This is a genomic window from Burkholderia sp. PR2 (genome assembly GCF_052372875.1).
GTDB lineage: Bacteria > Pseudomonadota > Gammaproteobacteria > Burkholderiales > Burkholderiaceae > Burkholderia > Burkholderia diffusa.
Map to the genome: position 1 here is coordinate 157,960 of NZ_JBQRWH010000002.1, position 23,707 is coordinate 181,666.

A 23,707-nucleotide genomic window follows, 5' to 3' on the forward strand; every position below is an offset into this window, starting at 1 on the left:
CGGTGATGGCCATCGCGAAGCGCGCGGGCCGGTGCGTCAAGGTACCAGAATCATGTGCGTGTTTAGTGGAGTGCGTGACGGTCTGTGTCAAAAATAGAACGACCGTTCGCTGAATGCGGATAGAGTATGCCGCATAACGATGAGGCTATCGGGGACACAAATGCGTCGAACGCGTTTTCCGGTGTTCTGTTGCGTTTTATCCACGCGCGGGCGATATCGCGTCGGCCGAATGGATGTTGACGATGGGATCGGATCACCGCTTCCACGGTGCGGCGCAGCCGCGCGGCGGGACTGCATGGGCTTCCCATAACCGGCTTCCTGCGCGGGTTCCCATGGCCGGCTCCCCATTGGCGATTCCGACCGACCGGCTGGTCAATGGCCGGCTGCTTGTCGCAGGCGAGTCCGTTGGCATCACGCGTCGGTCGTCGGATCAATTCAGCAGGCACCAGATCGCGAGGAATGGCGCGTGGCCGGAGCGCATCGCGTGCACGGCGCCAGGCGCATTGTGGATGCCGCCGCCGATCCCGGGATCGAACCACGCGCCGTTTTGCTGCCGGAATTCACCGGCCGTCATGAGCACGTACGCTTCCTCCGGTGCGTGACCGTGATCCGGATATCTGACGTCGGGCATCATCAACGAGAAGCCGAGCTGGATGTCGTCACGGCTTTCGGCGCCGCCGGGCCCGCAGATCATCCCGTTCACGTGCCCGTCGATGTAGTTCGGGCTGCCGTCCTTGCCGGACGTGCGACGCGACCATCCGATCACGGGTTCGAGCGACTTGATCAGCCGTGCGACGGTGGCGAACGTCGGGCTGGCGCGTGCGACCGACTCGAGCGCCGGGTCGAGCCATTCGCATGCGGGGTATCGCACCGAGCGCCGCGTTCCGTTGTCCGACGGGGTCTGCAGCCGTGCGAATACTTGCGGCGCGAATGCGCGCGCGGCGGGTGGAAGCTTGTCCGACTCGAACAAATCGCCGGCGACCCGGACGAAATCCGCGATGTCTTTCGGGCGTACACTCATTCTGGTCTCTGCTCCCGCGCTCGCTTGGCCTGATGACACGAAAGTCTACGCAGAAACGCGCCGGCCCGGACAGCGAAAAAGGGCGGCCGATTTGGCACCGGCCGCCATGTGCCCGCCGAGACTTCCGTCCATCCCGAGGCACCGTCGGCGACTTTCCATGATCAACTCCCGGTCTTCGGCTTTGCCGGCGATTCGAGTCGCCAGCCAACCCATCGGGCCGGCACGCGGATTGCGCGTCGTTTGTGCCGCGATCGGCATCCGAACCCGCCGCCCGGGCGCCCGTTTCCGCCATCGCCGCGCGCATCGCGTGGCCGGTTTTGTCACCATGTGGGCCGGATATGACAATGGAAAACCGCCGGCACGGCATTACGATGGGCCACGACGTCGCCTGGCGCTGGCCGGTTTTGCCGCAGCCGCCCGGGCCGCGCGCCTCATTCACTGCCTGATTTGGAACATCGACCATGAGCTATAACGCCCCTGTCAAGGACATGCTGTTCGTGCTGAAGGAACTCGCGGGCATCGACACCGTCGCGCAGTTGCCGGGCTTCGAGGAAGCCGGCTACGACACCGCGCAGGCCGTGCTCGACGAATCCGCGAAATTCTGCGGTGAAGTGCTGGCGCCGCTGAATGTCGAGGGCGACCGCAACCCGAGCAGCTGGAAGGACGGCGTCGTGACGGCGACGCCCGGCTTCGGCGCCGCGTTCCGCCAGTTCGTCGAAGGCGGCTGGCAAGGTTTGCAGCACCCGGCCGAATATGACGGCCAGGGGCTGCCGAAGCTGATCGCGACGCCGTGCATCGAGATGCTGAATGCGTCGAACCTGTCGTTCGCGCTGTGTCCGCTGCTCACCGACGGCGCGATCGAGGCGCTGCTGACGGCCGGCACCGACGAACAGAAGCAACGCTACGTGCCGAAGCTGATCTCGGGCGAATGGACCGGCACGATGAACCTGACCGAGCCGCAGGCCGGCTCGGACCTGGCGCTGGTGCGCTCGCGTGTCGAGCCGCAGGGCGACGGCACGTACAAGGTGTTCGGCACGAAGATCTTCATCACGTGGGGCGAGCACGACATGGCGGACAACATCGTCCACCTGGTGCTGGCGCGCACGCCGAACGCGCCGGAAGGCGTGAAGGGCATTTCGCTGTTCATCGTGCCGAAGTTCCTCGTCAATGAAGACGGCTCGCTCGGCGCACGCAACGACGTGCACTGCGTGTCGATCGAGCACAAGCTCGGGATCAAGGCGAGCCCGACCGCGGTGCTGCAGTACGGCGACCACGGCGGCGCGGTCGGCTACCTGGTCGGCGAGGAGAATCGCGGCCTCGAATACATGTTCATCATGATGAACGCGGCGCGCTTCGGCGTCGGGATGCAGGGGATCGGCGTGGCCGACCGCGCATACCAGAAGGCCGCGGCATTCGCGAAGGAGCGCGTGCAGAGCCGCCCGGTCGACGGGTCGGCGAAGCAGTCGGTGACGATCATCCATCACCCGGACGTTCGCCGCATGCTCGGCACGATGCGCGCGCTGACCGAAGGCGCGCGGGCGCTGGCCTACGTGGCAGCCGCGCACAGCGACATTGCCCACCGCCATTCGGACGAGGCGACGCGCACGCGTCATCAGGCAATCTACGAATATCTGGTGCCGGTCGTGAAGGGCTGGAGCACGGAGATGGTGAACGACGTGGCGAGCCTGGGCGTGCAGGTGCATGGCGGGATGGGCTTCATCGAGGAAACCGGCGCCGCGCAGTACTACCGCGACGCGCGAATCCTCGCGATCTACGAAGGCACGACCGCGATCCAGGCGAACGACCTGGTCGGCCGCAAGACGATGCGCGACGGCGGCGCGGTGGCGAAGGCGTTGATCGCGGAGATCGGCGAGACCGTCGCGGCGCTCGGCAAGGTGGACGGCGCTGCGGCCGCGTCGATGAGGGCGCAGCTCGAGAAAGGCGCGCGCTCGCTGTCGACGGTGGTCGACTACGTGGTCGCGAACGTGAAGCAGGACCCGAACGCGGTGTTCGCGGGCAGCGTGCCGTACCTGAAGCTGGCGGGCGTGGTGCTGTGCGGATGGCAGATGGCGCGCGCGCTGCTGGCGGCGCACGCGAACCGCGCGAGCGACACGGCGTTCTTCGATGCGAAGATCGCGATCGCACAATGCTACGCGGAACACGTTCTCGTGCAGGCAGGCGGGCTCGAAGCGTCGATCGTCGGCGCGAAGGGTAGCGAGAGCGTGCTCGCGTTGACGGAAGACCAGTTCTGACCGTAACGGTCGGGGCGCAGGAGGAGACAGGATTTTGACCACACAGGACTTGCTCGCGCAATACGGCCCGCGCGAATCGATGGAATACGACGTCGTGATCGTCGGCGGCGGCCCCGCCGGGCTGTCGGCGGCGATCCGGCTCAAGCAGCTGGCCGCCGAGAAAGGCACCGAGATCGGCGTGTGCGTGCTCGAGAAGGGTTCCGAGATCGGCGCGCACATCCTGTCGGGCGCGGTGATGGACCCGCGCGCGATCACCGAGCTGTTCCCCGACTGGAAGGAACAGGGCGCGCCGCTCACCGTCGAGGTGACGGAGGACCGCTTCCTGTTCCTGTCGGAAAAGAGCGCGGCGACGACGCCGAACTGGGCGCTGCCCGAGAACTTCAAGAACCACGGCAACTACGTGATCTCGCTGGGCAACGTCACGCGCTGGCTCGGCCAGCAGGCGGAAGCGCTGGGCGTCGAGATCTTCCCGGGCTTCCCGGCCGCTGAGATTCTCTATCACGACGACGGCTCGGTGAAGGGCGTCGCCACCGGCAACATGGGCGTGGGCAAGGACGGCGAGCCGACCGAGAACTTCCAGCTCGGCATGGAGCTGCACGCGAAGTACACGCTGTTTGCCGAAGGCTGCCGCGGCCACCTCGGCCGCCAGCTGATCTCGAAGTTCAAGCTCGACGCAAACGCCGATCCGCAAGCGTACGGGATCGGCATCAAGGAACTGTGGGAAATCGATCCCGCGAAGCACAAGCCGGGCCTCGTGATCCACACGGCCGGCTGGCCGCTGAAATCGGACACATACGGCGGCTCGTTCCTGTATCACATGGACAACAACCAGGTCGTGGTCGGCTTCGTGGTGGGCCTGGGCTACACGAACCCGTATCTGTCGCCGTTCGAGGAATTCCAGCGCTACAAGACGCACCCGTCGATCCGCGCGTTCCTGGAAGGCGGCAAGCGCGTGTCGTACGGTGCGCGGGCGATCACGGCCGGCGGCCTGCTGTCGCTGCCGAAGACGGTGTTCCCGGGCGGCGCGCTGATTGGCGACGACGCGGGCTTCCTGAACGCATCGCGGATCAAGGGCAGCCACGCGGCGATCAAGACGGGCATGCTGGCGGCGGACGCCGCGTTCGACGCGCTGCAGGCCGGCCGCCAGAGCGACGAGCTCAACGCGTATCCGGACGCCTTCAAGCAGTCGTGGCTGCATACGGAGCTGTACCGCGCACGCAACTTCAAGCAGTGGATGGCGAAGGGCCTGTACCTGGGCACGCTGATGGTCGGGCTCGAGCAGAAGGTGATGGGCGGCAACGTGCCGTGGACGCTGCACCACAAGCATGCGGATCACGAGATGCTGAAGCCGGCCTCGCAATGCACGCCGATCGAGTATCCGAAGCCGGATGGCAAGCTGACGTTCGACCGGCTGTCGTCGGTGTTCATCTCGAACACGAACCACGAGGAAAACCAGCCGGCGCACCTGACGCTGAAGGATGCGAACGTGCCGGTGAACGTGAACCTGCGGACCTACGCGGGGCCGGAGGGGCGCTTCTGCCCGGCGGCGGTGTACGAGTTCGTGAAGAACGACGACGGCAGCGACCGGCTGGTGATCAACGCTCAGAACTGCGTGCACTGCAAGACGTGCGACATCAAGGACCCGACGCAGAACATCGTGTGGGTCACGCCGGAAGGCGGTGGCGGGCCGAATTACCCGAACATGTAACGCAAACGCATCCCCGCGCCCGCGGGCGCGAACGAACCGGAGTGAGACGATGAGCAATGCAGCGAAGGAAGTCGTGGTGGTGAGCGGTGTCCGTACCGCGATCGGCGCTTTCGGCGGGAGCCTGAAGGATTTCTCGCCGACCGATCTCGGCGCGAAGGTCGTGAGTGAAGTGCTGTCGCGCGCGAACGTTTCGGGTGACGCGGTCGGGCATGTCGTGTTCGGCCACGTCGTGAACACCGAGCCGAAGGACATGTATCTCGCGCGCGTCGCGGCGATCAACGGTGGCGTCGCGCAGCACACGCCGGCGCTGACTGTAAACCGCCTGTGCGGCTCGGGCCTGCAGGCGATCGTGTCGGCCGCACAGACGATCATGCTCGGCGACGCCGACATCGCCATCGGCGGCGGCTCGGAGAACATGAGCCGCGCGCCGTACAGCGTGCCGTCCGCGCGCTTCGGCCAGCGCATGGGCGATGCGAAGCTCGTCGACATGATGCTCGGCGCGCTGCACGACCCGTTCCAGACGATCCACATGGGCGTGACGGCCGAGAACGTCGCACGCAAGTACGGCATTTCGCGTGACGCACAGGATGCGCTCGCGCTCGAATCGCATCGCCGTGCGGCGCGCGCGATCGCGGAAGGCCGCTTCAAGGACCAGATCCTGCCGATCTCGATCCGCACGAAGAAGGGCGAGGTCGCGTTCGACACCGACGAGCACGTGCGTCACGACGCCGGCCCGGACGATTTCACGAAGCTGAAGCCGGTGTTCGTGAAGGAAGACGGCACGGTGACGGCCGGTAACGCGTCGGGGATCAACGATGCCGCTGCCGCGGTGCTGATGATGAGCGCGGATGCCGCACGTGCGCAGGGCGTGAAGCCGCTCGCGCGTCTGGTCGCGTATGCGCATGCGGGCGTCGATCCGGCGTACATGGGCATCGGCCCCGTGCCGGCCACGCAGAAGGCGCTCGAGCGCGCCGGCCTGAAGATCACCGATCTCGACGTGATCGAGGCGAACGAAGCGTTCGCGGCACAGGCATGCGCGGTCACGCAGGAGCTCGGCCTCGATCCGGCCAAGGTCAACCCGAACGGCTCTGGCATTTCGCTCGGTCACCCGATCGGTGCGACGGGCGCATTGATCACGGTCAAGGCGCTGTACGAGCTGAAGCGCATCGGCGGGCGTTACGCGCTCGTGACGATGTGTATCGGCGGCGGCCAGGGGATTGCGGCGATCTTCGAGAACATCTGATAATCGACCGTTCAGCACCCGAATACACAGGAATCGTCATGGCCATCGAAACCGTCGGCGTCGTGGGCGCCGGAACCATGGGCAACGGCATTGCGCAGACCGCCGCCGTTGCAGGACTCAACGTCGTGATGATCGACGTCAGCGATGCGGCACTCGACAAGGGTGTCGCCGCACTGAAGGGCAGCCTCGAGCGGCTCGTGTCGAAGGACAAGCTCGACGCCGCCGCACGCGACGCCGCGCTCGCACGCATCACGACGTCGACCGACTACGCGAAGCTCGCCGCGGTCGACATCGTGATCGAAGCCGCAACCGAAAATGTCGAGCTGAAGAGCCGCATCCTGAAGCAGATCGAGTCGGTCGCGCGGCCCGACGCAATCATCGCGACCAACACGTCGTCGATCTCGATCACGTCGCTCGCGGCGCTGCTCGCCGATCCGTCGCGCTTCGTCGGCATGCACTTCTTCAACCCGGTGCCGCTGATGCCGCTCGTCGAGATCATCCGCGGGCTGCAGACGAGCGACGCGACCGCATCGGCGGTGCGCGCGCTGACCGAGCGATTCGACAAGTCGCCGATCGGCGTGCGCAATGCGCCGGGCTTCGTCGTGAACCGGATCCTTGTGCCGATGATCAACGAAGCGTTCTTCGTGCTGGCCGAAGGCATCGCGTCGGCCGAGGAGATCGACGCGGGGATGAAACTCGGCGCGAACCATCCGATCGGGCCGCTTGCGCTGGCCGATCTCGTCGGGCTCGACGTGTGCCTCGCGGTGATGGACGTGTTCCTGAAGGACTTCGGCGACACGAAGTATCGTGCGTGCCCGCTGCTGCGCGAGATGGTGTCGGCAGGGCGGCTGGGGCGCAAGACGGGGCGCGGGGTGTACGACTACAGCAAGTAAGCGGTGCATCGATGCCTCTTCGCGCGGCCGCCTTCGGGCGGCCGTGTGCTTTGGGCGGCATGCTTGCTCGTCGAGCATCGCCAGGTTCCGCGGCAACGTCCGCTTGAACATCGCGAGCAACTGCCGTGCCGCCTTCGGCTGCAACGTGATCGCATGCCGCACGGCCGCGGCGATCCGAATCATCATCAGCTCAGCGAACGCGCCGCGTGGCGTGCGCGTGGCGCTGGGCGCCACATTGGCTAACGCTTCGGCGAGTAGCCCGGCCAGAAACTCCCCGTCGGCGGGGTCGAGCGCCTGCAGCGCACGGTCGGCCTGCGTCGCGCGGCAGATGTCGCGCATCAGCCGCTCGTCGACGAACATCCGGTGATGGCTGTCCGTGATGCGCGCGAGCGCACCGTGCAGGTTGCCCGAACCCGCGTGCGATCTTGGCCAACGACTTGCAAGAAACCAGAAACACTGATGTCTCGTGGCCCATCGATCCGCGCGGCCGATCCGTCCCGACGCGCGAGATTTCAGAATTGAAACTTCGATTCCATATCTGAGCCCGTGCGCGACCGGGCTTCGCATCCGATCCCCCTACATCCACACCGTCTGGTCGATATCCGACATGGCCTGGTTTTTGCATTAACCGGGCGGCATGCTCGATGTCCTCTCGCCTGACGGGTCTTTCCTGACGAAACGAAGCGGACAGTTCGAGAGGCGACTCGCTTTTCAATCGTAAGGTGAATGCAATGACTGGCAGCGGTAAACAAAGCACGGTACCCGGCGACGACGCGCGTCGCGTAGCGCCGGAGCGCGAGGCGGACGCAGGTCGATCCGCGATGACGCGCGAATCGTTCGGTGAGCGACGCCACGATACCAACTGGGCGTGGGCAAAGGGAACACCAGGCTACGACTGGATGGATCACGCGCCGCTTTTCGATCCCCGCGATTGATCCTCCCGCGAGCGCAGGTCGTGCCACGGGCTCGCCGTGGTTAGACCGGCGACCGAACCGGCCGGCGAGCCGGTCCCTTATTTCCGGCTGGTCGGCTGGATGCTATTCGTCGTCGCGATGTCGATAGCGGCTGTCCGGCGATCTGGCGAACATGTCGACTGGCGAAAGCCGGGACGATGCAACCTCGAATGACCGACGCGAGAATCCGCACGCCGCCCAGCGAGGCAGGCGGGTGGAGGACGGCGCGTCGGCGAGCTCAATTCAACTCTTCACTATCCATGGCCGCCGTGACGCCTACCCCCATCCAGTCCATCCTGATCGCGAACCGCTCGGAAATCTCCATTCGCGTAATGCGTGCCGCCGCCGAACTGAACATGCGTACGGTGGCGGTCTATTCGAAGGAAGACCGGCTCGCGCTGCATCGCTTCAAGGCGGACGAGAGCTACCTGATCGGCGAGGGCAAGAAGCCGCTCGCCGCGTATCTGGACATCGACGACATCCTGCGTGTCGCGCGGCAGGCGAAGGTCGACGCGATTCACCCCGGTTACGGCTTCCTGTCCGAGAACCCGGACTTCGCGCAGGCCGTGATCGACGCCGGCATCCGCTGGATCGGCCCGTCGCCGGACGTGATGCGCACGCTCGGCAACAAGGTTGCCGCGCGCAATGCGGCGATCGCGGCCGGCGTGCCGGTGATGCCCGCGACCGCGCCGCTGCCGGGCGATCTCGACGCGTGCCGGGCGCTGGCCGCGGAGGTCGGCTATCCGCTGATGCTGAAGGCGAGCTGGGGCGGCGGTGGACGCGGGATGCGCGTACTGGAAAACGCTCAGGACCTCGAAACCCTGCTGCCTGTCGCGCGGCGCGAGGCGCTGGCCGCATTCGGCAACGACGAGGTGTACGTCGAGAAACTCGTGCGCAATGCGCGGCACGTCGAGGTGCAGGTGCTCGGCGATCTGCACGGCACGGTCGTGCATTTGTACGAGCGCGACTGCACGGTGCAGCGACGCAACCAGAAGGTCGTCGAACGCGCACCGGCGCCATATCTCGACGACGCGGGCCGGCAGGCGCTGTGCGAATCCGCGCTGCGCCTGATGCGCGCGGTCGGTTACACGCATGCGGGCACCGTCGAATTCCTGATGGATGCCGACACCGGCCAGTTCTACTTCATCGAGGTGAACCCGCGCATCCAGGTCGAGCACACGGTGACCGAGATGATCACCGGCATCGACATCGTGAAGGCGCAGATTCGCATCACGGAAGGCGCCCGTATTGGTCTCGCCGAGGACGCAACGGACGGCGACGGCGCGCTCGTCGCACGTGCGGCAGGCGTGCCGGAACAGCAGGCGATTCCGCTGAACGGCAACGCATTGCAATGCCGGATCACGACCGAGGATCCGGAGAACGACTTCCTGCCCGACTACGGGCGGCTCACGGCCTATCGCAGCGCGGCGGGCTTCGGCGTGCGCCTCGACGCCGGCACCGCCTACGGCGGCGCGGTGATCACGCCGTACTACGACTCGCTGCTCGTGAAAGTGACGACCTGGGCGCCGACGGCCGCCGAATCGATCCACCGGATGGATCGCGCGCTGCGCGAGTTCCGCATTCGCGGCGTCACGTCGAACCTGCAGTTCCTCGAGAACGTGATCAATCACCCGGCCTTCATCGCGGGCGACGTGACGACGCGCTTCATCGACAAGACTCCGGAGCTGCTCGCATTCGCGAAGCGCGGCGATCGCGCGACGAAGCTGCTGCGCTATCTCGGCGAGCTGAACGTGAACGGAAACGCCGAGATGAGCGGTCGCACGCTGCCGGCTCTGCCGTTGCCGAAGCCGGTGTTGCCGAAGATCGATACGGCCGTGGCGATTCCTGCGGGCACGCGCGATCGCTTGCGTGAGCTTGGTCCCGAGAAATTCGCGCGCTGGATGCTCGACCAGAAGCAGGTGCTGCTGACCGACACGACGATGCGCGACGCGCACCAGTCGCTGTTCGCGACGCGCATGCGCACCGCCGACATGCTGCCGATCGCGCCGTTCTACGCGCGCGAGCTGTCGCAGCTGTTCTCGCTCGAATGCTGGGGCGGCGCGACGTTCGACGTCGCGCTGCGGTTCCTGAAGGAAGATCCGTGGGAGCGGCTCGCGCTGCTGCGCGAACGCGTGCCGAACATCCTGTTCCAGATGCTGCTGCGCGGCTCGAACGCGGTCGGCTATACGAACTACGCGGACAACGTCGTGCGCTTCTTCGTGCAGCAGGCCGCGAGTGCCGGCGTCGACGTGTTCCGCGTGTTCGATTCGCTGAACTGGGTGCGCAACATGCGCGTGGCGATCGATGCGGTGGGCGAGAGCGGGATGCTGTGCGAAGGCGCGATCTGCTACACCGGCGATCTGTTCGACACGTCGCGCTCGAAGTACGACCTCAAGTACTACGTCGGCATCGCGCGCGAACTGCAGCAGGCCGGCGTGCACGTGCTCGGCATCAAGGACATGGCCGGCATCTGCCGCCCGCAGGCGGTCGCGACGCTCGTGAAGGCGCTCAAGGAGGAAACCGGGCTGCCCGTGCATTTCCATACGCACGACACGAGCGGCATCGCCGCGGCGTCGGTGCTTGCGGCAGTCGGTGCGGGCTGCGATGCGGTTGACGGCGCGCTCGACGCGATGAGCGGGCTCACGTCGCAGCCGAACCTGTCGAGCATCGCGGCGGCGCTGGCCGGCGGCGAACGCGATCCGGGGCTGGATCAGGACCGTCTGCACGAAGCGTCGATGTACTGGGAAGGCGTGCGCCGGTATTACGCGCCATTCGAATCCGAGATCCGCGCGGGCACGGCTGACGTCTACCGTCACCAGATGCCCGGCGGCCAGTACACGAACCTGCGCGAGCAGGCGCGCTCGCTCGGCATCGATCATCGCTGGACCGAGGTATCGCGCGCGTATGCGGACGTGAACCGGCTGTTCGGCGACATCGTCAAGGTCACGCCGACGTCGAAGGTGGTCGGCGACATGGCGCTGATGATGGTCGCGAACGACCTGAGCGTGGACGACGTGCGCAATCCGGACAAGGACATCGCGTTCCCGGAATCGGTCGTATCGCTGTTCAAGGGCGAGCTGGGCTTCCCGCCCGACGGCTTCCCGGCCGAACTGTCGCGCAAGGTGCTCAAGAGCGAGCCGCCGGCACCGTATCGTCCCGGCGACCAGATTCCGCCGGTCGACCTCGACACGGTACGCAAGCAGGCCGAGGCTGCGTGCGAGCAGCCGCTCGACGACCGGCAACTCGCGTCCTACCTGATGTATCCGAAACAGACGGTCGACTATTACGCGCACGTTCGCGCGTACAGCGACACGTCGGTCGTGCCGACGTCCGCGTTCCTGTACGGCCTGCAGCCACAGGAGGAAGTGGCGATCGACATCGAGCCGGGCAAGACGCTGCTCGTATCGCTGCAGGGCCAGCATGCCGATGCGCAGGACGGCATCGTGAAGGTGCTGTTCGAGCTGAACGGCCAGTCGCGTTCCGCGCTGGTCGAGCAGAAGAGCGTCGTGCAGGCGGGCAAGGAGCGCCATGGTCTGCAGCGTGCCGATCCGGCGAATCCGATGCATGTTGCCGCGCCGATGCCGGGCTCGGTCGTGACGGTGGCGGTGCAGCCGGGCCAGCGCGTGGCGGCCGGCACCACGCTGATCGCGCTTGAGGCGATGAAGATGGAAACACACATCGCGGCGGAGCGCGACTGCGAGATCGCGGCCGTGCATGTGAAGCCGGGCGAACGGGTGGCGGCGAAGGATCTGCTGATCGAGTTGAAAGACCCGACACAATGAGGGTTGCCGCGATCGGTCGTGTGTGGTGACCGGGCATGGCATCGCAATCGGCACACCGCCTGCTCGGGGGGCGTGCCGAACTGTTCGGCGACGGCTGCCTGCGCGTCGTTACGCGCCGACGCGCAGGCAGCCGGCCCGCCATCGGTCAGTACACCGCGTCGCTGCCCCCCTGATCGGTCACGATCGCAACACCCGAACTCGTGCCGAGCCGCGTCGCGCCGGCCTCGATCATCGCGAGCGCGGTCGCGCGGTCGCGTACGCCGCCCGACGCCTTCACGCCGAGCACGGGGCCGACCGTGCGGCGCATCAGCGCGACATCCGCGAGCGTCGCGCCGCCGTGGCCGAAGCCGGTCGACGTCTTCACGAACGCGACGCCGAGGTCGCGGCACATCTCGCACACGCGCACCTTCTCGTCGTCGGTCAGCAGCCCCGTTTCAAGAATCACCTTGAGCGGCACCGTGCCGCAGGCGCGGTGCACGGCGTCGATATCGGCCTTCACGTCGTCGGCGCGGCCGCTCTTCAGCGCGCCGAGGTTGATCACCATGTCGATCTCGCGCGCGCCCGCCGCGATCGCGGCCGACGCCTCGAACGCCTTCGCGGCGGACAGGCCCGCGCCGAGCGGGAAGCCGACCACCGCACACACAAGCACGCCGGTGTCGGCCAGCTCGCGCGCGGCGAGCGGCACGTTCGCCGAATTCACGCAGACCGAGTAAAAGCGATGCTCGGCCGCCTGGCGGCAGAGTTCGCGGATCTGTGCGTCGCTCGCGTCGGGCGCGAGCAGCGTGTGATCGATGGTTTGAGCGAGTTGGGCGTTGGAAAGCGGCATGTTTCAGGACTCCACGGATCGTGTGCGGGAAGGGCACACGTAAAGTTGATGTTTTCACATCGGTTTGTTACAAATACGACATTCCGGCCGGGCCCGCGCGCCCGGCATGACACGCGACGGATGCGACGGGTACGCAGGATACTGGCATGGAAACGAAGAAGGGCGAACGGATCAAGACGCTGATGAACGTGCTGCAAGGGCAGAACGCGATTCATCTGAGGGAAGTCGCCGAACTGTTCGGCGTGTCGGAGATGACGATCCGCCGCGACCTCGCGGACAATCCGCACGGCCTCAGCCTGATCGGCGGCTACGTGACGCGCCACTTCGCCGCGCAGCGCAGCGACATCGGCGAGTACGTCGTCAGCGCCGAGAACAACCGGCAGACCGAGGAGAAACGCCGCATTGGCAAGCTGGCCGCGCAGTTCGTGACGACCGGCGACACGATCTTCGTCGACTGCGGCTCGACCACGCCGTTCATCGTCGACTTCATCCCCGACGACCTCGAATTCACCGCCGTCTGCAATTCGCTGAACGTGTTCGCGAAGCTGCAGCAGAAACCGCATTGCAGCGTGATCCTGTGCGGCGGCGTGTATCACCGCAAGAACATGGTGTTCGAGTCGGTGGCCGAGACGGGCATCCTCGACACGGTGCGCGTGTCGAAGGCGTTCATCTCCGCGGCCGGCGTGAGCGACCGCTGCGGCGTCACGTGCTTCAACTTCCACGAAGTCGACGCGAAGAAGAAAGTGATGGAACGCGCGCAGAACCGCTTCCTGCTCGTCGACCACACGAAGTTCGACGAAGTGCGCGCGGCCTATTTCGCCGAGCTGACCGACTTCAACTACGTGATCTCGGACGGGCAGCTGAGCCGCCGGTACGAAACGACGATCCGCGAACACGGGATCGCGCTCGTGACCTGATGCAGCATGGCGGCGCAGTTCGATCTCGCCTCGCATCGTCAGGCTCCTGACGTGTTGCGCGCAGCGGCATAGCGCGCGGGCGCGTTGCCGTCGGCGGCTGCGTCGGGCATCGCCGCCGGCTGGTGCCGCAGGCAGTAGAAGCCGTAGTAGACGATCACGACGAAGCACGCGAGCGGCACGACGAATGCGAGCTGCATGTTGCCGCCCGTGTGATCGGAGATCAGCCCCTGGATCAGCGGTACGACCGCGCCGCCGACGATGCTCATCACGAGGATCGAGCCGCCGTATTCGGTGTCCTTGCCGAGCCCGTCGATCGTGAGGCCATAGATCGTCGGCCAGCACGGGCCGAGGAACACGCTCACGCCCACGGCTGCATAGACGGCCGTGATGTTGTGCACGCTGATCGTGTACGCGAGCAGCACGATGCACAGGATGCCGTAGACGATCAGAACCTTGGCCGGGCCGACGCGCTTCATCACGAGCGTCGCGATCAGCTTGCCGACGAAGAACGCGAAGAACGTCGCGAGCAGGTAGTGCGACGCGCCGCGCTCGGTGAGGCCGCCGATCTGCATCGCGAGCCGGATGGTGAAGCTCCAGACGCCCACTTGTGCACCGACGTACAGGAACTGCGCGACGATGCCCGCGACGAAGCGCCGGTTGCCGAACAGGCGCGCCAGCGTGCCGCGCGCGTCGATCCGGTGCGTGGCCACGCCGGGGCCGTTGCCCTTGCAGGCCGGGTAGGGCGTGAGCGCAAACACGACGAACACGCCCGCGAGCACGACGATCAGCCACTTGTACGGCTCGAGCGTGGCCTGGATCATCGCGAGCTGGTGGACGTGGGCTTCGGCCGCCGACATCGCGGCGAGCTGCGCATGCGACGCATCGCCCTCCTTGAAGATCAGGAAGCTGCCCATGTACACGCCGGCCATCGCGCCGAACGGATAGAACGTCTGCGAGATGTTCAGCCGCCGCGTGCTGGTTTCGCGCGGGCCCATCAGTGTCGAATACGAGTTCGACGCGGTTTCGAGGAACGACAGGCCCGCCGCGATCACGAACAGCGCGACGAGGAACATTCCGTACTTCGCCATCGACGCGGCCGGGAAGAACAGCAGGCAGCCGGTCGTGTACAGCAGCAGTCCGACGAGGATCGTCGTCTTGTAGCTGAACTTCTTCACGACGGTCGCGGCCGGAATCGCGAGGAAGAAGTAGCCGAGATAGAACGCGGACTGCACGAACGCCGATTCGAAGTCGGACAGGAAGAACGATTTCTTGAACTGCGCGATCAGCACGTCGTTCAGGTTCGCGGCGGTGCCCCACAGCGCGAACAGGCAGCACAGCAGCGTGAACGCGAAGAGCGGCGTGCGGTTCAGGTAATAGCCGTCGGGGGCGTGTTCGATTCTGGTACGGCCCATGGGTGTCTCCTTCCCGGTTGTCTCGTCGATGAAGGCGCCGTTCAGATGCCGGCGTCGCGGAGGAAGCGTTCGAACGTCGCGGCGTCGGCGTACGACTTCTGCGTGCCGAGGCCCATGACCGAATGCGCGGCGTAGGCCGACGCGTAGCGCATCGCGTCGATCGCATCGCGCTTCGCCGCGTAGCAGCGCGCGAAGCAGCCGATGTACGCGTCGCCGGCGCCCGTCGTGTCGCGCGCATCGACCTGTACGCCCGGCACGTGCCGCGCGCCGTCGCGTGACGCGAACAGCGAGCCGTCGCTGCCGAGCGTGACGAGCACGTGCTTGAGCCCGCGCGCGATCAGCGATTCGGCGGCGCGGGTGGCGCTCGCGCGCGAATCGACCGGCATGCCCGACACGATCGCGAGTTCGGTCTCGTTAGGCACAAAGAATTCGACGGACCGGATCCGCTCGAAATCAAGATCGGCCACGGCGGGTGCGGGGTTCAGCAGCACGGCAATGCCGTGCCGGGCACCGAATTCGATCGCGTGATAGACGGTGTCGAGCTCGATCTCGAGCTGCAGCACGATCAGTGCGCATTCGACGAGCTGCGGCGCGGCCGCGTCGATGTCGGCGGGCGTCAGGTGGCGGTTCGCGCCCTTGACGATCAGGATGCTGTTGCTCGAATCGGGTTCGACGAAGATCGGCGCGACGCCGCTCGGCACGCCGGCGACCTTGCGCACGTGCGTGGTGTCGATGCCCTCGCGCTCGAAGTTGCGGATCGTGTTGTCGGCGAACACGTCGTCGCCGACCTTCGTGACCATCACGACACGCGCGCCGAGGCGCGCGGCCGCGACGGCCTGGTTCGCGCCCTTGCCGCCGCAGCCGAGCTCGAAGTTCGGCGCCTCGAGCGTTTCGCCCCGGGCGGGTATGCGCGTGACGTAGGTCACGAGATCGACCATGTTGCTGCCGATGACGGCGATTGTCTCCATCTGCGTCTCTTCCTTGGAATGGGGGGGCGTATGCGATCGACGGCGGCCACCACGGATGAGAATAAAATCACAATAAATGTGATAATGCAATCGTATGATGTTATGCGGGTCACTATGTGGGATCGGCCCGGGTGCGCCTGGTACTGGGCGAACCAGACGCAGGACATCTGGGCGTGACCGCGCTCATCCTGAAGTCGCTGGCGGGTCTGGTGCGCGACGCCGCACGCGGCGAGCGTGCGCGTCCCGACCAGGTTCGCGCACCGGGCATCGGGCCCGCGAAGGTCATACGTGCGGCTCGCGGCTCAGCCAGTCAATGCGACGACACGAACACCGCATCGTCGAATGGCGCCGGAATCGCGAACTGCGCGCGCATGCGCTTCGTCTCCTGCGCGGGCGTCAGGCCGAACAGCCGCTTGAATTCCCGGCTGAACTGCGACGCGCTCGCATAACCGACCGCATGGCCGGCCGCCTCCGCAGTCAGGTCCTGGCGCACCATCAACAGGCGCGCCTGATGCAGCCGCGTCGACTTCAGGTACTGCATCGGCGACACCTGCGTGATCGCCTTGAAGTGGCTGTGGAAGCTCGGCACGCTCATGCCGGCTTCCCCGGCCAGTTGCGTCACGTCGAGCGACTTCGCGTAGTCGGCGTGGATCATGCGCAGCGAACGGCCGATCCGGCCGAACTGTCCACGCATCGCCAGCGCGCTCCGCATTGCGCCGCCCTGCGCGCTGGTGAGCACGCGGAAATACAGTTCGCGCAGCAACCCGGGGCCGAGCACCGCCGCTTCGAGCGGGCGGTGCATCGCCTCGACGAACCGCAGCACGGTCGCGTGCATCGCATCGTCCATCGGCGTCGACATCATGCTTTTCGGCGCTTGCACGGGTTCGGCGATTCCCTCGCGATCGATCTGCGCGGCCAACTCGGCGGCCATCGGGAAATCGAGGTGCAGATACAGCGCGAGCAGCGGGCGATCCGCCGTTGCGTCGGTTTCCATGCTGAACGGCACGGGCACCGATACGGCCAGGTAGTGGTCCTCGTCGTACAGATAGCGTTCGCCGCCGAAATAGCCGCGCTTGCTGCCCTGGCACACGATCACGATGCCCGGGTCGTAGAGCACCGGCATGCGCGATAGCGCGCGGTTCGAACGCAGGATGCGCACGCTCGGTAGCGCGGTCAGGTTGTAGCCTTCGTCCGGCGCCAACGCATGCAGCAACGCGATCAGGCGTTTGCGACCGCGCGCGGGCAGCGACCGCGAGCGGGACGAGGAGGAGGCAGCGTTCATAGTTTCAGGCAAGAAATTCAGCGGAATCGGGCTTATTCGACCTGGTTCGTCAGACTAGCATGCATGCTTCGATCGACATTCGGGAGAAGCTCACATGGCATCCGGCAACATCATGCTCATCACCGGCGTCAGCAGCGGCTTCGGCCGTGCGCTCGCGCAAGCGGCGCTGGCCGCGGGTCATACGGTGGTCGGCACCGTGAGAAGCGAAGCGGCAAAACGGGCGTTCGAGGCGCTGTCCCCGCGTGCGGCCATCGGGCGCGTGCTCGACGTGACCGACTTCGAGCGCATCGACGGCGTCGTCGCGGAAATCGAGTCGAGCGTCGGGCCCGTCGACGTGCTGGTGAACAATGCCGGTTATGGACACGAAGGCATCGTGGAGGAGTCGCCGCTGTCGGAGATGCGCCGACAGTTCGACGTGAACGTATTCGGCGCCGTCGCGATGTTGAAGGCCGTCGTGCCGTTCATGCGCGAACGCCGGCGCGGCCGCATCCTGAACATCACGTCGATGGGCGGCCACATCACGATGCCGGGCATCGCCTATTACTGCGGCAGCAAGTTCGCGCTGGAAGGGATTTCGGAGACGCTCGGCAAGGAGCTCGAGCCGTTTGGCATCGCGGTGACTGCCGTGGCGCCGGGCTCGTTCCGTACCGACTGGGCGGGCCGTTCGATGACGCGAACGCCGCGTTCGATCGCCGATTACGACGCGCTCTTCGATCCGATCCGCCAGGCGCGCGAGGAGAAAAACGGCCGCCAGTCGGGCGATCCCGCGAAGGCGGCGCGCGCGATGCTTGCTGTCATCGCGGCGGACCATCCGCCGGCCCATCTGTTGCTCGGCAGCGATGCGCTTCGGCTCGTGCGCGCCAAATGGTCGGCGCTGGAAGACGAAATTCGCACGTGGGAGGCGGTGACCGTGTCGACGGACGGTTGACGCGCGATCGGTCGTGCGTGACGCGTCACACGGTGAGTACCAGGGTGCCGATGCACGGCGCGACGTAATTGGCTTCATGACACGGTCGCGGTTTTCCGCTACAACACTGAGGTGCTGCGTCGACCGACGCGGTGTGCCACCGCGCCGCAGCTCGTCACCGACACCCGCCCGGGTGGCCGGCCGGCACGTATGTTCACTTACCTCAAAGGAGCCTGCAGCCATGCCGTACATCACCACGAAGGACAACGTCGACATCTTCTACAAGGACTGGGGCCCGAAGGACGCGCAGCCGATCATGTTCCACCATGGCTGGCCGCTGTCTTCCGACGACTGGGATGCGCAGTTGCTGTTCTTCGTTCAGAAGGGTTATCGCGTGGTTGCACACGATCGCCGCGGCCACGGCCGGTCGGCGCAGGTTTCCGACGGCCACGACATGGATCACTACGCGGCGGACGCGTTCGCGGTGGCCGAAGCGCTCGACCTGCGCAACGCGGTTCATATCGGTCACTCGACCGGCGGCGGCGAAGTCGCACGCTACGTGGCCCGCCACGGCGAGCCGGCCGGACGTGTCGCGAAGGCGGTGCTGGTCAGCGCGGTGCCGCCGCTGATGCTGAAGACGGACGCGAACCCGGAAGGCCTGCCGCTCGAGGTCTTCGACGGCTTCCGCAAGGCGCTCGCCGACAACCGCGCGCAGTTCTTCCTGGACGTGCCGTCGGGCCCGTTCTACGGCTTCAACCGGCCGGGCGCGGTGGTGCACCAAGGCGTGATCCAGAACTGGTGGCGTCAGGGCATGATCGGCAGCGCGAAGGCGCACTATGAAGGCATCAAGGCGTTCTCGGAAACGGACCAGACCGAAGACCTGCGGTCGATCTCGGTGCCGACGCTCGTGCTGCACGGCGAAGACGATCAGATCGTGCCGATCGCGGACTCGGCGCTGAAGTCGGTCAAGCTGCTGAAGAACGGCACGCTGAAGACGTATCCGGGCTATTCGCACGGGATGCTGACGGTCAATGCGGACGTGCTGAACGCCGATCTGCTCGCCTTCATCCAGTCGTAACGCTATCGGCGCATGCCCGCTTTCGCGGGCTGCGCCGCGCCGACCGGTCACGCCGGTCGCCTCGGCGCCGATTTGATTCGGTGTCCTGTGCGTTTCGCGGAGCGGGGACACCGCGTCGACTTGAGTCTGCGCGGTGTCGTCTTGCCGCTGAACCGGTGCGTCGGCGGCAACGCGCGTGCAGCCGGGTCGCGCCGCGCGCGTCACACGTCACGCATTGTTTGCGGCGCTGTCGCCGACATCGCCTTCGATCGCGGCCATCAGATCGTCGACGCTCACCATCAACGCTCGAACCTGCCGCAGCGATTCGTACTGATGCAGCACTGCGCGCCATGACGGCAGTTCCAGCAACGCTTGCCATACGGCGCCGAGGCCGTGCGGATCGGCATCCGCGTGCTGCGCCAGCGCGCTCGCGTATTCAAGGCTCGCCGGCGCCGACAGCAACTGCATCCGGCTTGCGGCCCCCAGCAGGCGCGGCGCGGGGTCTGCCGATGCATCGCAGCAGTACAACACCTCGCGTTGCAGTGACGCGTCGTCGATCGTCAGTGCGTGCAGCGACGCACCGTGCAGGCGTACCGCGCCTTCGCGTGTTTCGAACGCATAGACGGTGTCCGGATCGGCTTGTGCGAGCAGGCTCAGGCCGCGCAGCAGGCGCGGCAGGTCGGTGGTCGCGGCATCCGCGGACGCTTTCGCTTCGACGAGAAACAGGACGTGCCACGCGGCCGACGGATCGTCGCCGCGCGCGCGCTCGAGCAGCACCGCATCCCACTCGGTTTTCGCGCGGTCGTGTTTGCCGGGTATCGAGGCCGGCACGCGCATCGACGTGACCACGCGATACGTGCGGTGCGCGTCGCTCGCATCGAGCTGCGCGGCCAGGGCGTCGAGCGCCTGCGCGGCCAGCGCTTCGACGGCCGCGCCCCGCTGTTGCGACGTGACGCCTTGCGCGACGGCGAGCGCGCTGCCTTCGAGCGGACCCTGGCGGCTCCACAGCGTGCGGTACCGCTGGACGTCCGGATCCGGCAACAATGCGTCGAGACGCTGCAGTCGGGCAAGCGCGGCGCTGTCCTTCAGTTTGGCGATGTCCTGTTCGAACGCGGTGTCGGCCGCCGTCTCCGGTTGCGCGAGCAAGTGGCGCAGTGTGGCATCGAGATCGTCCCACGACGCGCCCGCCGCGGCCGCATGCAGCCGTGCGAGCGGCTCGCGTTGCCATGCCTGCGCGCGCCGTTCGAGCCGGGCCGGATGCGCGATCGTGTTGACGGCCGAACGCAGCGTGCGCCGATCCTGCTCGGCATGCGAGGCGAGCGATGCGTATTCGCGCACGGCCGGGGCACCATGTCGAAGCACCGCGGCCTGGAATGCGGGGTCGCCGGACCGTGCGTCCATCGCGTCGCCGATCATCCGCGCGAGCGCGTCGATGAACCGGCGTTGCAATGCCGGGGCGGGCGTGAGGCCGTCGGCGTGCATCCGGCGCGCTTCCTCGATCACGATGGCGATGATGGCGGCCGGGTTCGCGGCATCGGTCAGCGACGACGCACGCACGAACGGCGGCAGCCGGTAGCGGCGATCGACTGTGCTCAGGACTTCGTCCAGCAGGGCAGGCAACGGTGTCGGCGGCATGGCGAGTGACGGGAGGGGCACGCGGTTCGTGCGTGACGGGCGATGTGCAACGGTATCACGCAGTGCCGACATGCTGCATCGTGTGCCACGGCGAAGCCGCCGTTCGCGTGGCGCGGGCCGTGCCCGACGTGCGTTACGCGTGGAGCGCTTCGATCTGCTTGCGTGCGTTCGCCAGCCCCGCTTCGAAGCCGTGCGGCCTCATGTCGAGGCCTTCCGCGTAGACGAACCGGACTTGATGGATGCCCATCAGGCCCAGCACGGCACGCAGGTACGGCGTGACGGCGTCGGTCGGCTGCCCGACGTGCACGCCGCCGCGCGAACTGAACACGATCGCGTCGACGCCTTCGACGAGCCCCATCGGATAGGTGTCCGTGTAGCGGAACGTCACGCGTGCGCGTGCCACCAGGTCGAACCAGTTCTTCAGCTGGGTCGGCACGTTCAGGTTGTACATCGGTGCGCCGATCAGCAGCAGGTCGCTGCCCTTCAGTTCGGCGACGAGCTCGTCGGACAGCGCGACCGCCTGCCGCGCACGCTCGCCCGGATTCTCCGCGCCGCGCAGCGCATGGAACAGTTCGCCGTCGAGCACCGGCAGGTCGAGATCGACGAGATCGCGCACGACCACGTCGTCCGCGTGCCCGCTGGCCTTGCGTTGCGCGAGGAATGCGTCGATCAGCGCGTTGGTTTGCGACTGGTCGCGGTTGATGCTGGACTTGAGTACGAGAATGCGGGCCATCGGGATCTCTCCGTTCATATATGAACAACGGAGCCGATCGTATCATCCACTTTTTGTCTCAAAAAGCGATAAGATTTCCCGTCAATGTAGACTTTATCGATCCAATTGCATGCGAAACAACCTCAACGGCATCGCCGTGTTCGTTGCTGCGGCGGAAGCCGACAACTTCGCGCAGGCCGCCGAGACGCTGCACATCACGCGTTCTGCGGTCGGCAAGAGCATCGCGCGACTCGAGGCGCGGCTGGGCGTCGTGCTATTCCAGCGCACGACGCGCAGCCAGAGCCTGACGGACGAGGGCGCGTTGTTCTATGAATACTGCCTGCGCGCGGTGGAGGAGATCGACGCGGGGGAGGCGCTGCTCGAAAGCGGCAAATGGCAGATGAAGGGGCGGCTGCGCGTGTCGATGCCGGCGCTGTTCGGGCATCTGTGCGTCGCGCCGATCCTGATCGGGCTGGCGCGCGACCATCCCGAACTCGATCTCGACCTGTCGTTCAGCGACCGGACGATCGACCTCGTCGAGGAGCGCGTCGATCTGGCGGTGCGGGTCGGTGCGCTGCCCGACAGCAGCGGCCTCGTCGCGCGTGCGCTCGGCGAGCACAAGATGGCCTTTTGTGCGTCACCGGCGTATCTGGCACGCTGCGGCGAACCCGCGACCGTCGACGCGCTCGCGCAGCACAAGGCGCTGGCCTATACGCGTTACGGTCAGATGCATCGCTGGCAAGTGGTCGTCGATGGCCGGACGGAGGAGTTGCAACCGGCGGCCCGTCTGCTCTCCGACGACTTGCGCGCGGTGCTGGACGCGGCTGTCGCGGGGCTCGGTGTCGCGTGGCTGCCTTACTGGCTGGTGCGCGACGAGATTCGCCGCGGCGCGTTGCGCGAGCTGCTGCCGGATCAGCCGGGCGTGACCTATGCGATCCACGCGGTGTGGCCGCATACGTCGCACCTGCCGCTGAAGGTGCGCGCGGCCGTCGATGCGCTCGTGAACCAGCTGCCGGCGCGACTGGCCGAGGTGGAGGCGCAGGCGTAGCGTGCGGCGAGCCGCGCATGCGGCAGGCTCGCGGAAACGGCGCGACGTGCCGGCGGCGAGCGATGAATATGTGACGGGTGTCGGCCGGCGTGAGTCGTTCAGCGCGACGATGCCGACACCCCGCTGCGCGCCGACGACGATACGCGCCGCGTTCCCCGCCGTCGGCCGTCAGGCCGTCAGCGTCACCGACAGGCTGCCGAGTTCGCCGAAGCGCACCGTCAGCGCGTCGCCGATCGGCACGTCGATCGCGCCCGCATACGACCCGGTCGTTACGATCTGGCCGGCACGCGCGCCGTCGCCGCGCGATGCGAGGAAATTGACCAGCCACACGAGCGGCTTGAGCGGATCGCCGTCCGGATGACGGCCGTCGATCGTGCGATTCAGCGCACCTTCGAACGACAGCGCGAGCGTCTCGAGCGGCACGTTCAATCCATCGGGCACGACGGGGCCCACGCACAATCCCTGGTTGAACTGCCCGTCGGCGAGCAGTTCGAACTTCGACGCGCGCGCGGGCTCCGCATAGCGGCAACCCAGCACCTCGAGCACGATGCGCACTTCGCGGATCGCGCCGCGCACGTCGCTCTCGTCGTACGGCTGCGCGCGCGCGGGCAGGTCGCGATCGAGCACGAACGCGATCTCCGGCTCGATCCGCACGATCGGGCCGCCGACGACGCGATACGGCACATCGGCTTCGCGGATCGTCGACGCGAAGATCGGCGCGACGATCACGCGGTCGGGCGGCGGCAGCGCGCATTTCCATCCGCCGATGGCTTCGCCGAGCAGGTCGGCGACGCGATGCTGGATCGCCAGCGCGGTATCGACGCTCTCGGGGCGCAAGGCGTCGGGGAGCAGCGGGCCGGGCACGCCGGCATGGCGGGCGGCGACGAGATGCTGGGCGGCGCCGTCCACGCGTTCGGTAGTCGTTGTCATGTCGGTTGAGCGAGTTGAAAGTGAGCCGGCAAAAAAAGGGCCGGACGAAGGTCGCAACGTCGATGATAGCGCTTTCGGCGGCATGGCCGCCCGGTTGCCCGGCGCGGCCTCGGGGATGGCGCGCCGATTTTTGCGCGTGGCGCTTTGCCGCACGCCGCGTT

General features: G+C 66.7%; 19 protein-coding genes and 1 pseudogene. 11 read left to right on the plus strand and 9 right to left on the minus strand.

All coding sequences use genetic code 11. The annotated features are described in order from the left end of the window. Positions 1-430 precede the first annotated feature (430 nt). Positions 431-1,021 (minus strand): dimethylsulfoniopropionate lyase, encoded by a 591-nt coding sequence (locus ACT2FV_RS12255; RefSeq protein WP_444503985.1) that lies wholly within the window; start codon positions 1,019-1,021, stop codon positions 431-433. A gap of 157 nt (positions 1,022-1,178) precedes the next feature. Between ACT2FV_RS12255 and ACT2FV_RS12260 the strand changes: the two genes are divergently transcribed. The 5 genes from ACT2FV_RS12260 to ACT2FV_RS12280 all read left to right on the plus strand — a co-directional run bounded on the left by ACT2FV_RS12260 (position 1,179) and on the right by ACT2FV_RS12280 (position 7,117). Further along, complete coding sequence (locus tag ACT2FV_RS12260; RefSeq protein ID WP_444503986.1) at positions 1,179-1,493, plus strand: hypothetical protein; 315 nt, start codon at positions 1,179-1,181, stop codon at positions 1,491-1,493. Then, a complete protein-coding gene (locus ACT2FV_RS12265; protein ID WP_444503987.1) occupies positions 1,483-3,273 on the plus strand; it encodes an acyl-CoA dehydrogenase in 1,791 nt (596 codons plus the stop codon). The genes ACT2FV_RS12260 and ACT2FV_RS12265 overlap by 11 nt, the downstream gene beginning before the upstream one ends. Positions 3,274-3,352: 79 nt before the next feature. Beyond that, the gene (locus ACT2FV_RS12270; protein ID WP_444504268.1) at positions 3,353-4,981 is read left to right on the plus strand and encodes an electron transfer flavoprotein-ubiquinone oxidoreductase; all 1,629 of its coding nucleotides are present in this window, start codon (positions 3,353-3,355) and stop codon (positions 4,979-4,981) included. Between the two features lie 49 nt (positions 4,982-5,030). Further along, positions 5,031-6,224 carry a beta-ketothiolase BktB gene (gene bktB / locus ACT2FV_RS12275; protein WP_124629830.1) on the plus strand — a complete coding sequence of 398 codons (1,194 nt, stop codon included), beginning with the start codon at positions 5,031-5,033 and terminating at the stop codon, positions 6,222-6,224. A 38-nt stretch (positions 6,225-6,262) separates the two neighbouring features. Then, positions 6,263-7,117 carry a 3-hydroxybutyryl-CoA dehydrogenase gene (locus tag ACT2FV_RS12280; RefSeq protein ID WP_124613136.1) on the plus strand — a complete coding sequence of 285 codons (855 nt, stop codon included), beginning with the start codon at positions 6,263-6,265 and terminating at the stop codon, positions 7,115-7,117. Between the two features lie 138 nt (positions 7,118-7,255). Here the strand turns inward: ACT2FV_RS12280 and ACT2FV_RS12285 are convergent. After that, positions 7,256-7,684, minus strand: a pseudogene (locus ACT2FV_RS12285) (hypothetical protein); the annotation flags it as partial. 164 nt (positions 7,685-7,848) lie between these two features. Between ACT2FV_RS12285 and ACT2FV_RS12290 the strand changes: the two are divergent. Further along, the gene (locus tag ACT2FV_RS12290; protein WP_226117293.1) at positions 7,849-8,052 is read left to right on the plus strand and encodes a hypothetical protein; all 204 of its coding nucleotides are present in this window, start codon (positions 7,849-7,851) and stop codon (positions 8,050-8,052) included. Between the two features lie 278 nt (positions 8,053-8,330). After that, positions 8,331-11,852: a pyruvate carboxylase gene (locus ACT2FV_RS12295; RefSeq protein ID WP_444503988.1), complete on the plus strand. Its 3,522-nt coding sequence runs from the start codon at positions 8,331-8,333 to the stop codon at positions 11,850-11,852. 145 nt (positions 11,853-11,997) lie between these two features. Here ACT2FV_RS12295 and deoC read toward each other — a convergent pair whose 3' ends face one another. Beyond that, positions 11,998-12,678: a deoxyribose-phosphate aldolase gene (gene deoC, locus ACT2FV_RS12300; RefSeq protein ID WP_151048100.1), complete on the minus strand. Its 681-nt coding sequence runs from the start codon at positions 12,676-12,678 to the stop codon at positions 11,998-12,000. A gap of 146 nt (positions 12,679-12,824) precedes the next feature. Between deoC and deoR the strand changes: the two genes are divergently transcribed. Further along, positions 12,825-13,595, plus strand: a complete 771-nt coding sequence (gene deoR, locus ACT2FV_RS12305; protein ID WP_124625545.1) for a DNA-binding transcriptional repressor DeoR — start codon at positions 12,825-12,827, stop codon at positions 13,593-13,595. Positions 13,596-13,633: 38 nt separating this feature from the next. Here deoR and fucP read toward each other — a convergent pair whose 3' ends face one another. The 3 genes from fucP to ACT2FV_RS12320 all read right to left on the minus strand — a co-directional run bounded on the left by fucP (position 13,634) and on the right by ACT2FV_RS12320 (position 17,257). Beyond that, complete coding sequence (fucP, locus tag ACT2FV_RS12310) at positions 13,634-15,007, minus strand: L-fucose:H+ symporter permease (protein ID WP_124625542.1); 1,374 nt, start codon at positions 15,005-15,007, stop codon at positions 13,634-13,636. A 41-nt stretch (positions 15,008-15,048) separates the two neighbouring features. Then, entirely contained in the window at positions 15,049-15,975 is a 927-nt protein-coding gene (rbsK, locus tag ACT2FV_RS12315) for a ribokinase (RefSeq protein ID WP_444503989.1), read from the minus strand. Positions 15,976-16,285: 310 nt separating this feature from the next. After that, a complete protein-coding gene (locus tag ACT2FV_RS12320) occupies positions 16,286-17,257 on the minus strand; it encodes an AraC family transcriptional regulator (protein ID WP_151048104.1) in 972 nt (323 codons plus the stop codon). A 94-nt stretch (positions 17,258-17,351) separates the two neighbouring features. On the opposite strand from ACT2FV_RS12320, the gene ACT2FV_RS12325 reads away from it, so the two are divergent. Then, a complete protein-coding gene (locus ACT2FV_RS12325; RefSeq protein ID WP_151048105.1) occupies positions 17,352-18,185 on the plus strand; it encodes an oxidoreductase in 834 nt (277 codons plus the stop codon). 220 nt (positions 18,186-18,405) lie between these two features. Next, positions 18,406-19,242 (plus strand): alpha/beta fold hydrolase, encoded by an 837-nt coding sequence (locus tag ACT2FV_RS12330; protein WP_059605832.1) that lies wholly within the window; start codon positions 18,406-18,408, stop codon positions 19,240-19,242. A 207-nt stretch (positions 19,243-19,449) separates the two neighbouring features. On the opposite strand, the gene ACT2FV_RS12335 is transcribed toward ACT2FV_RS12330, so the two are convergent. Further along, positions 19,450-20,856: a 3-deoxy-D-arabino-heptulosonate 7-phosphate synthase gene (locus tag ACT2FV_RS12335; protein ID WP_151048124.1), complete on the minus strand. Its 1,407-nt coding sequence runs from the start codon at positions 20,854-20,856 to the stop codon at positions 19,450-19,452. 133 nt (positions 20,857-20,989) lie between these two features. Beyond that, complete coding sequence (locus ACT2FV_RS12340) at positions 20,990-21,589, minus strand: NAD(P)H-dependent oxidoreductase (protein WP_151048106.1); 600 nt, start codon at positions 21,587-21,589, stop codon at positions 20,990-20,992. A gap of 109 nt (positions 21,590-21,698) precedes the next feature. Between ACT2FV_RS12340 and ACT2FV_RS12345 the strand changes: the two genes are divergently transcribed. Further along, positions 21,699-22,616 (plus strand): LysR family transcriptional regulator, encoded by a 918-nt coding sequence (locus tag ACT2FV_RS12345; RefSeq protein WP_151048107.1) that lies wholly within the window; start codon positions 21,699-21,701, stop codon positions 22,614-22,616. Positions 22,617-22,784: 168 nt separating this feature from the next. Here the strand turns inward: ACT2FV_RS12345 and ACT2FV_RS12350 are convergent, their stop codons facing one another. Beyond that, a complete protein-coding gene (locus ACT2FV_RS12350) occupies positions 22,785-23,546 on the minus strand; it encodes a 2-keto-4-pentenoate hydratase (protein ID WP_124625533.1) in 762 nt (253 codons plus the stop codon). Between the last annotated feature and the right edge of the window lie 161 nt (positions 23,547-23,707).

Coding starts and splice junctions, on each gene's coding strand:
- ACT2FV_RS12255 (WP_444503985.1), bottom strand. CDS start 1,021: ATGAGTGTACGCCCGAAAGACATCGCGGATTTCGTCCGGGTCGCCGGC.
- ACT2FV_RS12260 (WP_444503986.1), top strand. CDS start 1,179: ATGATCAACTCCCGGTCTTCGGCTTTGCCGGCGATTCGAGTCGCCAGC.
- ACT2FV_RS12265 (WP_444503987.1), top strand. CDS start 1,483: ATGAGCTATAACGCCCCTGTCAAGGACATGCTGTTCGTGCTGAAGGAA.
- ACT2FV_RS12270 (WP_444504268.1), top strand. CDS start 3,353: ATGGAATACGACGTCGTGATCGTCGGCGGCGGCCCCGCCGGGCTGTCG.
- bktB (WP_124629830.1), top strand. CDS start 5,031: ATGAGCAATGCAGCGAAGGAAGTCGTGGTGGTGAGCGGTGTCCGTACC.
- ACT2FV_RS12280 (WP_124613136.1), top strand. CDS start 6,263: ATGGCCATCGAAACCGTCGGCGTCGTGGGCGCCGGAACCATGGGCAAC.
- ACT2FV_RS12290 (WP_226117293.1), top strand. CDS start 7,849: ATGACTGGCAGCGGTAAACAAAGCACGGTACCCGGCGACGACGCGCGT.
- ACT2FV_RS12295 (WP_444503988.1), top strand. CDS start 8,331: ATGGCCGCCGTGACGCCTACCCCCATCCAGTCCATCCTGATCGCGAAC.
- deoC (WP_151048100.1), bottom strand. CDS start 12,678: ATGCCGCTTTCCAACGCCCAACTCGCTCAAACCATCGATCACACGCTG.
- deoR (WP_124625545.1), top strand. CDS start 12,825: ATGGAAACGAAGAAGGGCGAACGGATCAAGACGCTGATGAACGTGCTG.
- fucP (WP_124625542.1), bottom strand. CDS start 15,007: ATGGGCCGTACCAGAATCGAACACGCCCCCGACGGCTATTACCTGAAC.
- rbsK (WP_444503989.1), bottom strand. CDS start 15,975: ATGGAGACAATCGCCGTCATCGGCAGCAACATGGTCGATCTCGTGACC.
- ACT2FV_RS12320 (WP_151048104.1), bottom strand. CDS start 17,257: ATGAACGCTGCCTCCTCCTCGTCCCGCTCGCGGTCGCTGCCCGCGCGC.
- ACT2FV_RS12325 (WP_151048105.1), top strand. CDS start 17,352: ATGGCATCCGGCAACATCATGCTCATCACCGGCGTCAGCAGCGGCTTC.
- ACT2FV_RS12330 (WP_059605832.1), top strand. CDS start 18,406: ATGCCGTACATCACCACGAAGGACAACGTCGACATCTTCTACAAGGAC.
- ACT2FV_RS12335 (WP_151048124.1), bottom strand. CDS start 20,856: ATGCCGCCGACACCGTTGCCTGCCCTGCTGGACGAAGTCCTGAGCACA.
- ACT2FV_RS12340 (WP_151048106.1), bottom strand. CDS start 21,589: ATGGCCCGCATTCTCGTACTCAAGTCCAGCATCAACCGCGACCAGTCG.
- ACT2FV_RS12345 (WP_151048107.1), top strand. CDS start 21,699: ATGCGAAACAACCTCAACGGCATCGCCGTGTTCGTTGCTGCGGCGGAA.
- ACT2FV_RS12350 (WP_124625533.1), bottom strand. CDS start 23,546: ATGACAACGACTACCGAACGCGTGGACGGCGCCGCCCAGCATCTCGTC.